Consider the following 14,078-nt stretch of genomic DNA (forward strand, 5'->3'; position numbering starts at 1 on the left):
TTAACCTGTGAGTATCACTGGATATTTCGTTGAAAATTGACCATATATTCTTTGGGAGAGTTCCCGATCACGCTTTTAAACACCCTATTAAAATTGGTAATGCTGTTAAAGCCACAATTATAGGCCACACCAGAGATGCTTTCACATTTCTGATGAGTCAGTTTTTTGCAGGCTTCATGTACACGCATCTCATTTAAGAAGGCAACAAATGTGTTTCCGGTATGTTTTTTAAAATAACGGCAAAAGGCCTGCGGTGTGAGATTTGCTTGGTCGGCAACTTCTTCCAAGGTGATGGGTTTGGTGAAATTACGCGAAATAAAGTTATATATAGACCCGATGCGGATACCCTCATTTTCGGAAATAGCTGAATTCTTACCACCTGAAAGTGGCATAATAGCTTTGGAAACATTATATAAAGAACGTAACAGATAGAAAAAATGCATGAGCTGGTCCATCTGCCCGGCATTTTTTAACCGTAGTACACGACGGGATACTTCCTTGATGTATTCTGGAGGCACCTTAAATCCATTTGCATGGTCTTTGACAAAATTCTTGAGCATATAGCATTCAGGCAAGTGAAATAAAGATGCTAGTTTGCCATTTGGATCGAAGAATACCGATATGGAGCGTACCTGTTTGGGATGATGTTCATCGAAATAATCAGCATTACTTTTAAATACGTGCGATTGATTGGCTCCCAGAAGAAAAATATCATTTTCCCGAAATGCATGCATACTATTATCAACAATCAAGGTTCCCTTTCCTTCCAAAATCCACATCAGCTGCGCTTCCTGGTGACGATGGAGGTGAGGATAAAAATGTGACATGCAGTCCTCCTGAACGATTACTGTTCGGTCTGGCGCAACAGGGATGGTAAATTGAAGTGTCTTCATTTCATTCCGGTTTGGTATATTAGGTAAAGTGAATTTGCCAATTTTAACCCGTAAAAGCAAGCAAATACAAAAAACAGGTTAAAATATGGTTAATATTAGTTAATTGACAGTAACACACAATCAAAATGGTTAAAATATGGAAAGGATCAGAGAAAAACAGTATTGGGAGCTTCGACAAGAAGTATGAAATTTACTTTTCATCTGATTATTTTACTTTCAACTGTCAGATGGAGTCTTTGATGTTTAAAAAATGTAAGCACGTCCCTATGTGATATAATGCTTATTTTAATCATGTCAGGTTTATAATTTGGGTGATTTACCGATCGCTTATATTGACCCTAAGACCGTATCACTTTTGAAATGGATGTGGATGCCACAGCGCATAATAGCCTCATCTTAAGTTATTGGAGGATACATCTCTTACATGGCCGGCCCTTTTTACGGCGCGCGGATGGTAAGAGCAGAATAATTTGTAAAATGCCAGGCATTTTATCTATTTTGTCCTCCCGAGGCATTTTGATTTAACATGAAAGACGATGTTCAGCACAGATACTTATAAGCATAGGCGCCGTGTTTTGGGGGAAGAGGTGGGCAGTGGCGTGCTTTTATTTTTGGGAAACGAGGAATCGCCTATGAATTATGCAGACAATACTTTCCCTTTCCGACAGGACAGCACTTTTTTATATTATTTCGGCATACAGGAGCCAAAGTTAGTGGCCATTATTGATATCGATGAAAATCGGACTATACTCTTTGGCGATGAATTGAGCATTGATGACATCATTTGGATGGGTAGACAGGAAACCTTGACCGAAAAAGGATTCAAATCGGGCATAGACTACGTTTATCCAAGTAACGAGTTGCCGATTTACCTGAAAAAAGCGCAACAACAAGAGCGGCCGGTACATCTTCTCCCGCCCTATCGAGCGGAAAACAAGATCAGTTTATGGGGTTTACTGGGTGTCGCTCCACAGGACACCAAGCACAAGGCTTCGACTTCTTTTATACAGGCTGTCGTGGCGCAACGTTCGATAAAAAGTAGCGAAGAAATTATCGAAATTGAAAAAGCGGTTAATACTTCTGTTGAGATGCATTTGCTGGCCATGAACATGGTACGTCCAGGCGTCACCGAATTGCAGATCGCTAATGCGGTGCAAGCCCTTGCGCAGAATAGTGGTGGTGCATTGGCTTACCCGACCATCCTCAGCATTCATGGTGAAATTTTGCATAACCACAAGCATGTCCACACCTTGCAAGCCGGCCAGTTGATACTCCATGACTCCGGTGCCGAGACGGCGATGGGCTATGCGGGCGATCTGACACGCACTTTTCCGGTGAGTGATAAATTCACCGACAAGCAAAAGGAAGTATATGATGTTGTCAGGCAGGCACTGCTACAGGCTTCTGACCAGTTGGCTCCAGGGATCCGTTTTTTAGATATTCATTTTACGGCATGTAGAGCCTTGGTCGAAGGCTTAAAATCTATTGGACTTATGCACGGCAATACGGAAGAAGCCGTGGCGGCGGGGGCGCATACGCTCTTTTTCCAATGCGGTACCGGTCATATGATGGGGCTGGATGTGCATGATATGGAAGACCTTGGTGAACAATATGTGGGTTATACCGACAGCTTAAAAAAAGATACAGAAACCTTTGGCTTAAAATCCTTAAGGCTGGGCAAGGAGTTAGTCGGAGGATACGTTTTAACAGTTGAACCTGGCATTTACTTTATTCCTGAACTGATAGACCTTTGGAAATCCGAAGATAAGCTGGAAGCGTTTATTAATTATCAAGCACTGGAACAATACCGGGATTTTGGGGGTATACGCCTGGAGGACAATTTTCTGATCACCGGTGACGGACACCGAAAACTCGGCAATGCGCTTCCTACCAGTATACAAGCGATTGAGGATATCAAGCAACAAAGAGCAAAATAACATGAACAAGCCTATTATTATATATCGAGTTATCCGGATAAGTTTTTTCGTTTGCGGCTTCCTTTTTGCCATGCCAAGCCTTTGGGCGCAACCCAGCTTTAAAACCCAATGGACGCCTGATGGAAACAGCTACTATGAGCTTGCTGATGACGCGATCGTCGCTGTGAATTTGTTGGACCGGACGTCGATAGACACCTTCCTGAATCAAGCGGACCTGACGCCGGCCGACAGTGGTAACCCATTACCTGTCCGGAATTTCAGCATATCGCCCAGTCAGGAAAAGGTGCTCCTGTTTACCCATACCCAGCGGGTTTGGCGTTACCATACCCGGGGCGATTATTGGCTATACGATCGCAAGCAACAAAGCTTAAAAAAACTGGGTGCCTCACTTCCAGCTTCCTCGCTCATGTTTGCTAAATTCTCGCCGGACGAAACAAAGGTTGCTTATGTAAGCAAGCACAATATTTATGTGGAAGATTTAAGCACAGGAGCAATTACCACATTGACCGAAGATGGCACCGACCGCTTGATTAATGGTACGTTCGACTGGGCTTATGAAGAAGAATTTGGTTGCCGGGATGGCTTCCGGTGGTCGCCTGACAGTAAATCTATCGCATATTGGAAAATTGATGCACAGACGATCCGTAATTACCTTATGCTTAACACCACGGACTCCACCTATTCGTTTACCATTCCCGTAGAATATCCGAAGGCCGGACAAGACCCGAGCCTTTGCGCAATTTATACCGTAGATATAGCGAATAAAAGGCATCAAAAAATGGACATCGTAGGCGATCCCGCCCAACATTACCTGCCACGCATGGAATGGACATTGGATGGGGCCTCCCTCATCGTGCAGCAACTGAATCGCAAGCAGAATCAAAGTAAAATCCTGCTTTGCGATGCGGCTACGGGAGCGAGCCAAAGCATTTACGAAGAGACAGACGATGCCTGGATTGATATCAAAGCACGCTGGAACGATGATGACCCCAGCGGTTGGGAATGGATAGAAGAGGGGAAAGCTTTTATATGGGTCAGCGAAAAAGACGGTTGGCGACACCTGTACCGTATTGACCTCAAGGGTAAAGAAATCTTGCTTACACCTGGTGACTATGATGTGATCAATATAGACTTGATTGACGAGGCTGGGCGATCAATTTATTTCAGTGCTTCGCCAACTAATGCCACGCAAAAATACCTGTACCAGGTATCACTTAAGGGCGGTAAGGCCAAACGGCTTTCGCCGGAAGCTCAGGCAGGCACGCATAGTTATCAATTTTCGCCTAATGGGAAATTTGCCATTCATGATTTCAGTAGTCATGAACACTATCAAAGCGGAGCTGTGATCAGCATACCGGATCATAAAGCGCTGGCACCAGCTGCGGTTGATCGTGGTTTGCCTGAACATATGGCAAAACCCGAATTTTTTAAAATCACTACGGTGGACGGTGTGGAAATGGACGGCTGGATGGTCAAACCGCAGCCCTTTGATTCGACAAAGCGATATCCCGTTGTGTTTCATGTTTATGGAGAACCTGCCGGCCAAACCGTTACCGACACTTATGGGGCTGGATTCAACCGCCTTTACGATGGCGATATGGCGGGCGACGGTTATTTATACATTTCGGTCGAAAACAGAGGTACGCCAGCTCCGAGGGGGCGTGCTTGGCGCAAAGCGATTTATCGTAATATTGGTACGATCAACATTCGCGATCAAGCAATGGCAGCAAAGGAGATTCTAAAATGGGATTTTGTCGACTCTTCACGGGTAGCCGTTTGGGGATGGAGTGGTGGCGGATCATCAACGCTTAATTTATTATTTCAGTATCCCGAGATTTACCAGACGGGTGTCGCGGTAGCCGCTGTCGGCAATCAATTGATGTATGATAATATCTATCAGGAACGTTATATGGGCATTCCGCAGGAAACAGAAGCAGACTTTTTAAAGGGTTCTCCAGTGACGTATGCAAAGAACCTGCAAGGAAATCTGCTCTATATCCATGGTACGGCAGACGATAATGTACATTACCAGAACGCCGAATTGTTGATCAATGAATTGATTAAGCATAATAAGCAATTTGAGTTGATGTCCTACCCTAATCGGAGCCATTCGATCTCCGAAGGGGAAGGCACTACCACTCATTTACGTACTTTGTTCACTAATTATTTAAAGAAACATTGCCCGCCGGGCGGGCAATAATTAGTAATTGATTTATAGCGCGCTGTGTTATGCATGTATAATTGCTCACTTTGCTGCTGATATTGCTAAAGTCGGCCTTGGCTGATGCGATTAGCAGGAGCTTACTAAAGCATAAAGGTTGTAACATCAGGCACAGCCGCGGCTTTTTTTGTTACTTTTTTCAGCTGCAGGAAAAAAGTAAGTATAAATAATTTGCCAATTGTCGTATATTAACGTTATTACTTGCATAATGAAAAGCTTTCCATACCTTTCACCAAAGAAATTTAGGTTGCCAATCCTTTATAGCTTTGGATTAATACTAATCCCTTTTTTAGCGGCTGCACAGTTGATGGAAAAAGATAAGACAGCGTTTAGCCGAGCGGATTCCTTGCGGGGAACATTGACACCTCTCCGGACTTGTTATGATATCCAATACTATCATTTGGACGTCCAGGTGGATATTGACAAAAAGTTTATTAAAGGCAGTAATCTCTTCCGTTTTGCCGCTACGGAAGATTTTGAGGCTTTGCAATTTGAACTGTTTGAGAACCTCTACATCGAAAAGATTCTTTATCAGGAGCAGGAGATTCCGTTTACCCGGGAGTTTAATTCCGTTTTTGTGCGTTTTCCACAAACAATCAGCAAAGGAGCGGTTGATTCGATGCGGGTATATTATTCCGGACATCCTCAAGTTGCAAAACGTGCCCCCTGGGATGGGGGTTTTGTATTTACCCAAGACAGTCAGGGCAAACCTTGGGTTTCTACCGCCTGCCAAGGTCTGGGCGCTAGCGTATGGTGGCCGAACAAAGACCATCAATCCGATGAAGTAGATAGTATGCTCATCAGTGTAAGGGTTCCTGAAGGCTTAACCAATGTATCGAACGGTCGCTTACGAAAAAAGGAAACCAAAAACGGCTATACGCAATTCGACTGGTTTGTGAACAACCCGATCAACAATTACAGTGTTTCGCTCAATATTGGTGATTATGTCAATTTTACAGACACCTATTCAGGCGAAAAAGGGCTTTTAGACATCAGTTATTGGGTATTACGGGAGAACGAGGCGAGAGCCAAAGCCTTCTTCCCGAAAAACGTTATCCCCATGTTAAAGGCGTTCGAACATTGGTTCGGCCCCTATCCTTTCTACGAAGACAGCTATAAATTGATCGATGCGCCATATAATGGGATGGAACACCAAAGCGCCGTTACCTATGGCAACGGTTATGCCAATGGTTATCGGGGAAATGATGCTTCAGGTACGGGCTGGGGAATGAAATTCGACTTTATCATTGTCCATGAAAGTGGTCATGAATGGTTTGGCAATAACATCACCTCCAATGATCTGGCAGATATGTGGATCCACGAAAGTTTTACCAACTATTCCGAATCCCTGTTTATTGATTATAACTACGGGAAAGAAGCCGGACAGGAATACGTACACGGCATCCGATCGGGCATACAAAATGATGCGCCCATACAAGGACCTTACCATGTCAATCAGGAAGGATCGGGCGACATGTATCCGAAGGGCGGGGTATTACTCAACATGGTAAGGACCATCATCGACGACGATGAACAGTGGCGAAAAATACTACGTGAACTGAACGAAACCTTTTACCATAAAACCGTTGACTATGAAGACGTGGTCGATTATATCGTAAAAGCATCGGGCAAGAACCTGGCACCGGTTTTTGCGCAATATGTGCAGCACAGCAATATTCCTACTTTAGAGTTTCGGTTTGATCAAGGGCGGGTAGCGAGCCGTTGGATCGCCGATGTATCCGACTTCAACATGCCGGTAAAAATCCGGAAGAAGGGCGGCGATTATCAATTTGTCGAACCTTCAAGAAACTGGACACCTGTAGAGTTACCGGGCCTTACGAAAGAGAATTTGGAAGTAGATACCTTCAATTATTATATTGGGGTGTTGGTAGAGTAGGAAGAATTATATTAAAAAACAAGGATATTAATTGTACAATTTATTGTACATAAAAATAATATGCAATATTTGTGGTATGATAACGACATATTCAGACTTCAGGCAGAAATTGAAAGGTTATTTAGACGAAGTATTTAAGAGTAACAGTCCTTTATTTGTAACGCGTACGAAGGGGGAGAATATTGTAGTGCTTTCTGAATCGGACTATGAAAGCATTATGGAAACGTTTTATCTATTGAAGTCTCCTAAGAATGCTAAACGACTCCAGCAGGCCATCGCGCAATACGAACAAGGAAAGGGAAAAGCCAAAGAATTGATAGCCGAATGAGCATTATTTTCATGGATAATGCCTAGGAAGACTATTTGTATTGGCAACAGATTGACAAAGCCATATTAAGGAAAATCAACGGGTTAATTAAAGAAATAGCAAGAACTCCTTTTCAAGGAACTGGTAAACCTGAAGCACTAAAAGAAAATTTATCAGGTTTTTGGTCAAGACGAATAAACCAGGAACATCGGTTAGTTTCTAAGTTCGAGAACGACGCTGTAATCATTTTACAATGCAGGTATCATTATTAATTTAGATATAGGCAAAGGGCCTTGGCTTATAGCGACTTTTTTGCAAACCACACGCTGATATTTCCCTTTATTCTTTTTTATCAAATTTCCATTGTGTTTGATAATTTTTATCCAATGGTTTTTCCAATAAGATCGCACGGATCATTTCCACGGGCATGGCATTGAGTCGCATCACAGCATCATGAAAAGCCTTTTCCGTCATTTTCCCTTGCGCCAAAACCTCCCGCTGCAAAGCATAAAACTGTAGTCCCCCAATATAATAGGAGACTTGATAGAGTGGAAAAGCCTGGCTGTCCCTGGAAAGTGGCCAGTTCAATTCACTTTCCACATTCGCCCGTTCATGCCCCACTTCTTCAACCAAAAAATCAGCGCATGCTTCTGGCGACCATTTCCCCAGGTGAAAATTTAACTGAAAGATCACCCTTGCACAGCGATACTTACGCCAGAACAGCATCCCTAGCTTTTCTTCCGGTGCATGGGCAAATCCTTTATCCCACAACAGCATTTCCCAATAAAGCGCCCAACCTTCCATCCAAAAAGGTGTGCCAAAATTGCGATAGGACCGATTCCGGGCATTCATAAAAAACTCCAGGTTATGGCCGGCGATGAGTTCATGATGCACAGTGGCGCGGGAAAAATAGGGATTATTCCCCAACATACGCATCTGCGCCAGATCGTAATCCATCGTATTGGTTGGATAGGTAATACTTATTTCCCAACCACCTGTAAAAAAGGCATTGCTCTTTTGCCTCTCGGGAGTCATCATGATCATGCCCCAGGTTTCTTCGGCTAAGGGCGGAATTGTAATTAGGTCATGTTGTTTAATGAAGCCGACCGATTCCTCATAAAGCTTTAAAATCGCTTCCGGCTGTTTGCCCGCCGGAACGGCACTTTCCTTTACTTTTTCAAGCGCAGCTTTCCAATCCTCACCGAAGCCCATTTCCTGCGAAGCTTTGATCATTTCATTTCGGCACCAAGCCATCTCCCGCTCGGCAATAGCCAGTAGCTCTTCCGGGGTATAGTTCACCATCTCCTGCTGGAGCAGATGCGATAATTCCGCTCTTCCAACGGGCGTACGCGTATAGGTACCCATGCTATTTGGTTCTTGCTTGGAACGAAAAGCTTGCTCGTATTGGCTTAGCAGACTATCGGCTCGATGATAACTTTCAGGTACCCACCAGGTAAACTGTGGTTCATAAGCATTGTAGAAGTCAAATACACCACGAGCCGTTCTCCGCAGGAGATCAACGATATTTCCTGTATAGTAGATTTCTTCCGGGGTGAATGCTTCGCTGCTTACTTGCTTTTGAAGCATCGGTATCGATTTTGCCATCCCAGAAAAAAATGCAGCGACCTGAGGAGCCTCAACGGCCCTTCCTCTCCTTCTGACCCGCTCCCAGGCAAACAGACTATCGGCGAAAGGAAACCAACCGCTCAACGATTGCAGCATTTGATCATCTTTGACGATCTTCCGAAGTCCTTCCCGAAGATCTCGTTTAAAAAGTAGGTAGTCAGCTTTACATTCTTGCGGTAATTGTTCGAAAGGTACGAGGGCCAGACGGTCGAGGTAGCTTTCCTGAAGTTCATGCAAGCGCTTATTTCTGTCAGGTGAACCCAAGGATTGATCAAAACGATATCGGGGTGCGTTTGTCGAAGGCGAATAAAAGCGCAAGATTGCCGCTTGGTCCGCCTGATATTCAAGCATCAGCGCAGGTATTTCCTGACAAGGCACAAAAGGTTCTTCCGAGACCTGTGCAAAAGCATGACCAAACAATGCGCAACAGCTTACTATTGTTGCGCTCGCCATATTCCGTAAGACCTTCATCGATATAAAATTAAAATGGTTTTTATGCTATTATTTATTCCGTATCCCACCAAACCCGAAGGGTCAAATTGTTTCCACTATGTTGTGGCTGCGGATTATTGGCCAATTCCCGCTGTGGATAAATCAACCGCCTGGGCATTGCAGACAAGGCATTCGGTACCGGAGATAAGATCGGATATCCCGTTCTACGCCAGTCGTTAAAGTTCTCCGGCGAGAGAAAATTCGCAACCGTCTTCTCTTCCATAATGCGTTCCAGGGCATTCTCGCCAGTCAATGTACCTCTGGCGGCCAAATACTGGTTGATGGCATTTTCATCTGATATGCCCAGCTTTGCCATATCCGCTCGGATGGCTTCTTCGTAAATGGCTTGTGCTGCTTCAGCTCCTGCGGTAATGAGCGTTGCTTCAGCTCTGAGGAACAAGGCTTCTGTATAATTTAACAGATAAACTGAAGACCCTATACCTGCATAATAGCTTCCGCCTCGGGAGTAGGTATCAAAGGAGCCTATACCTGATGTCCCGATGGCACGACCGTTATAGTTGTTTCCAACCGCACTGCGCGATACCAAAAGCGGTAAACGGGGGTCTTCCCTATTAACAAGCGTATCGACGGTTTTTGTGGACATGACGATTGTTTGATCAGGCAGGAAAGCTACATACCAACGATTTCTCGTCGCAGCGTCACCTGGGTAAATCATCTTCATATCTTCCTCATTCGCTGTGAAGCCCTTTTCCAATGCTGTTAATGCCAGATTGGCTTGCTCCTGCGCATTGTGACCGGGCGCTTTGGTTAAATGCATATAGTAGCGTGCTTTTAGCGTGTAAGCAGCTTTAATCCAATTAGCGGTATTGCCGCCATAATAGTAATCATCCGCCTCCGGCAGTATTCCACTCGCTTCGGTGAGCTGTGCAATACCCTGGTCCAGTAGTAATTGTATCTGCTGGTAGATTTCCTCTTGGCTATCATACGCCGGATGCAAGGCTTCTGTCCCTTCAAGCGCTTCAGTATAAGGAATATCGCCCCACATATCGGTCGTGTATCCGAGGGTATAAGCCATCAACACTTTGGCGATTCCGGCGTAACTACTGTTACCATTTTCTTCTGCCTGTTGATTTAATAACGAGAGATTCTGTAAACAGGTAATGTAAGCATAGCCCCATGGATCATTGGCATCAACGGGGCTGTACAAATAGGTACCGACGTTGGGTACGGTTTGGTTCAGGGCAATCGCCTGCATGAAATGATTAGCCGTAATCGTTCCCCAACCCGCGATGAGATTATCGGCAAAGTTTAATTCAATCGGACGAAGCATCATGTTTTCCTGAACAGTTTCCGGTTCGTTGGGATTCTCATTTACATCCAGGAATTTTTTACATCCCGGTAAGGCCTGTGTAATTACGAAAAAACACATCAAAAGCTTTATTATCTTGTTCATTTTTATCTTTTTTGATTATATATGTCCTATGGTATTCTCTACCCGTAATTGTCGGTTTTTTAAAAGGTAACTGCTAAGCTGAAATTGTAGGAGCGGGACGCTGGTACAGCATAGGCAAATGTACCGATAGATCCGTTACCGGTACCGAAACTATTGACTTCCGGGTCCCCTCCGGTAAAATGTGGAGCATGGATCCAAAGATTCCTTCCTGTAGCCGTCAATGTTACTTTGCTAAATGGTGTCCGATCTATCCATTTTTGCGGGAAGTCATAACTTAGATTGACATTCCTTAATTTTATATATGTCCCATCCTGAATGGCCGCCTCATAAATGAGATTGAGACGCTGGTAATAGTCTTGCGCTGGAACGGAAACGGCATTCGATTCTCCGGTATTGATATTCACTCCTTCTACAATGCGATCCTCCCGGTTTTCGGTAACTTTTGGTGTACCATAGAAGAAACCATAACGATCGTCCGAATTCATGACATCGCCTCCTTTACGGACATCGAAGAAAAAGTTGAAATTAAAATTCTTATACGTAAAGCTGTTGTTCAGTCCACCCAGCCAATCCGGCTGTATATTGCCAATTTTCTGCAAAACCGATTGGTTTACTACAGGAAGTCCACTATCGTCTATCAAGATTTGACCAGCATCGTTGCGTTCATAGCCGGTATTATAAAAGGTTCCATAGGGATCGCCCACGAAGAGATATGTTTGTCCGTTGGACAACATGTCCTGTCCTTCATATAAAGCCGTAATTTTATTACGAATACGCGTGAAGTTCAGGGTTATATCCCAGCTAAAAGAGGCGTTTCTTATAGGTGTTGCCGTCAGTAAAGCCTCCACCCCTTTATTATACATACTACCCGCATTTAAATTCGTGGTATTATAACCCGTTGACTGTGCTAATTCAATGGTGGACAGCAAGTTTTTATGTTGCCGATCAAAATAGCTCGCTTCCAAACCGAGCCGACCACCGAAGAAGCGCGTTTCAAGGCCTATCTCGAACTCGTCCGTGTCCTCATTTGTTAACAAGGGGTTTCCTAAACGATCGCTGTACAAATAGCCCGGCAGATTATTCCAGCGATTGTCGATGAAGGGTGTCGTTGTAGCATATGCGGCTACATTATCGTTCCCCACTCGCGAATAGGATATACGTACCTTACCAAAATCAACACGAGGAATATTTAATAATTCGGTAAAGATAAACCCTGCCGAAACAGAACCGTAATTATACGTTCTGTTCGCGGCATCAAACACCGAACTCTGATCGATTCTTCCGGTCAGCGAGAGGTTTAACATCCGTTTATACTCCAAATTACCCTGACCATAGAAGCCAACTTTACGCGTTAAGTAATAAGCCTCAGATGGTACTTGGTTTTCGACATTACTGATGTTCTGAAAACCATCGATGATCAAACCGGAGCCGTCGATCATGTAATTTTGCGTGTAATTGGACAAAACGTTATTTCCCAACATGACAGACGCGTTAAAGTCTTCATTGAAATCTTTTCTCGCTTCAACAATCAGATCATGATTAAACTGACGGAAATTAGTATTAATATCACGTAGTCTACCCACCGTGCCCAAGGCATCGCTCGGTGCCTCATAGTACTTATTTTGCTCGGAATAAATATCTGCTCCCAGACGTTCGGTTACGGTCAACCAGTTGAAAGGCTCGTAAGTAAATGTTGCCACAGGTATAAACCGGTTATTTCTGACATCGCTGTATATGTTATCCAGTGCCCAATAAGGATTATTCCGTGATGGTCTGAAAACACGTTGATTGCCATTTTCATCTGTAGCAGGATTTGGATCCCAGGAAAAGGGAGCAGTATAGATGGTCCATAAAGGGCTTTCCAGACCGTAACCTTCTGCCGTACGGTGACTGGTAGACGACACATAGTTGAATTGAAAATTAGCAGTAAGTTTGTCGGTAATGTTGTTGTTGAACTTGGCGAAAGCGGAGTGACGCTTGTAATTTGTAGTAGGTACTGTACCCTCTTGATCTAAATAGGAATAGGATAAGAAATAATTGGATTTATCGCTTCCTCCCTGCACACCTAAACTGTTGGTGTATGTTCTACCGGTCTGAAAAAACTCTTGCATCGGATTGACGTTCCGTACCGGCATACCGTCAACAGTTAGCGTGTCGAGGCGCGGCCCCCAAATTAAGCTGTTCTTGACTGTTTCGCCGTCTTCATACACCCCCCGATCTCCCTGTGCATAAACACTTTGTAACTGAGGAAAGATCGGCGTTTCCATCGATACCTGGGATGTGAAGTTAAAAGCGGGTCTGGTAAAGCCCCCGCCATTTTTTGTCGTTATTAAAAGTACACCCCTTGCGGCCGCTGAGCCATAAAGTGCAGATGCCGCCGAACCTTTTAACACATTAATGCTTTCTATAATTTCCGGATCGATATCCGATAATCTACTTACTCCCGAAATAGGCGCATCGCCTGACTCACCTGTTTGACTATTATTGATGGGCACACCATCCAATACGATCAAGGCCTCATTATTACCTGTCAAGGAACTGGTTCCACGGACTATAATCCGGGACGAGCTACCCGGCTGACCGGAAGACGAGGTAACCTGTACACCCGACACCCGGCCTGTCATGGCATTCAGGACATTAGGCTCCCGGGTTTTCAGAATCTCTTCTCCACCCACCTCTTGCGTACTGTAGGTTAACTGTCGTCTTTCCCTTTTTATACCCAAAGCGGTGACTACCACTTCACTTAGCGCTTGGTTATCTTCTGCCAGCTGAATAGTTAAGGTCTGTTGGTTGTTTAAGGGGATTTCCTGTGTCTGATAGCCCAAAGCAGAAACCTGCAAGGTGGATCCGGGAGTATAATTAATGGAGAACTGACCTTCGGTATCGCTTGAGGTTCCCTGCGTAGTACCCAATATCCGAATAGAAGCACTCGGTAAGGGAGCATTTGCGGAGTCGGCCACCACACCCTTGAGTACATTTTGCGCATTAACCCCGAAAATGCTTAACAAGCAAAGCAAAAACGGGCAAAAAAACTTAATTTTCATGATAATTTTGTTGGTTTTTTGATTCATCAAGCACTGTATATCAGCCACAATAGCTCACCTAACAAATTTATCACATGAAAACCACCTCTTGTTATCAAAAATTAACCAAACAAACACATATATTAACAACAATACAACTATACACCAAAAAATATAGCTATTTAATAATAAATAGCCTTTTTTATCAGCACATTATTACTTTTTACTCATTTTATATAAAAAAACTTTTCATCGTCTACTATTACTA

9 protein-coding genes are annotated in these 14,078 nt (G+C 44.0%); 5 read left to right on the top strand and 4 right to left on the bottom strand.

Going from position 1 to position 14,078, the window contains the following annotated elements; genetic code table 11:
* Positions 1-14: 14 nt before the first annotated feature.
* Positions 15-893 carry an AraC family transcriptional regulator gene (locus tag H8S90_RS03875; protein WP_187341284.1) on the bottom strand — a complete coding sequence of 293 codons (879 nt, stop codon included), beginning with the start codon at positions 891-893 and terminating at the stop codon, positions 15-17.
* Positions 894-1,429: 536 nt separating this feature from the next.
* Between H8S90_RS03875 and H8S90_RS03880 the strand changes: the two genes are divergently transcribed.
* The 5 genes from H8S90_RS03880 (at position 1,430) to H8S90_RS03900 (ending at position 7,527) form a co-directional block, all read left to right on the top strand.
* On the top strand, positions 1,430-2,830 hold the full coding sequence (locus H8S90_RS03880; RefSeq protein WP_187341285.1) for an aminopeptidase P family protein: 1,401 nt from the start codon (positions 1,430-1,432) through the stop codon (positions 2,828-2,830).
* Position 2,831: 1 nt separating this feature from the next.
* Positions 2,832-5,030, top strand: coding sequence for a S9 family peptidase (locus H8S90_RS03885; protein ID WP_255501799.1), 2,199 nt, complete (start codon positions 2,832-2,834; stop codon positions 5,028-5,030).
* Positions 5,031-5,358: 328 nt separating this feature from the next.
* Positions 5,359-6,948 carry a M1 family metallopeptidase gene (locus H8S90_RS03890; protein ID WP_255501800.1) on the top strand — a complete coding sequence of 530 codons (1,590 nt, stop codon included), beginning with the start codon at positions 5,359-5,361 and terminating at the stop codon, positions 6,946-6,948.
* 76 nt (positions 6,949-7,024) lie between these two features.
* Positions 7,025-7,276, top strand: coding sequence for a type II toxin-antitoxin system Phd/YefM family antitoxin (locus H8S90_RS03895; RefSeq protein WP_187341287.1), 252 nt, complete (start codon positions 7,025-7,027; stop codon positions 7,274-7,276).
* A 35-nt stretch (positions 7,277-7,311) separates the two neighbouring features.
* Positions 7,312-7,527 (top strand): Txe/YoeB family addiction module toxin, encoded by a 216-nt coding sequence (locus H8S90_RS03900; RefSeq protein WP_255501801.1) that lies wholly within the window; start codon positions 7,312-7,314, stop codon positions 7,525-7,527.
* Positions 7,528-7,594: 67 nt separating this feature from the next.
* On the opposite strand, the gene H8S90_RS03905 is transcribed toward H8S90_RS03900, so the two are convergent.
* The 3 genes from H8S90_RS03905 to H8S90_RS03915 are packed head-to-tail and all read right to left on the bottom strand — an operon-like array spanning position 7,595 to position 13,831.
* Positions 7,595-9,352: a DUF885 family protein gene (locus tag H8S90_RS03905; protein WP_255501802.1), complete on the bottom strand. Its 1,758-nt coding sequence runs from the start codon at positions 9,350-9,352 to the stop codon at positions 7,595-7,597.
* Positions 9,353-9,386: 34 nt separating this feature from the next.
* Positions 9,387-10,787 carry a SusD/RagB family nutrient-binding outer membrane lipoprotein gene (locus tag H8S90_RS03910; RefSeq protein WP_255501803.1) on the bottom strand — a complete coding sequence of 467 codons (1,401 nt, stop codon included), beginning with the start codon at positions 10,785-10,787 and terminating at the stop codon, positions 9,387-9,389.
* 59 nt (positions 10,788-10,846) lie between these two features.
* Positions 10,847-13,831: a SusC/RagA family TonB-linked outer membrane protein gene (locus H8S90_RS03915; RefSeq protein WP_187341288.1), complete on the bottom strand. Its 2,985-nt coding sequence runs from the start codon at positions 13,829-13,831 to the stop codon at positions 10,847-10,849.
* Positions 13,832-14,078 lie beyond the last annotated feature (247 nt).

This window comes from Olivibacter sp. SDN3 (assembly GCF_014334135.1).
GTDB lineage: Bacteria > Bacteroidota > Bacteroidia > Sphingobacteriales > Sphingobacteriaceae > Olivibacter.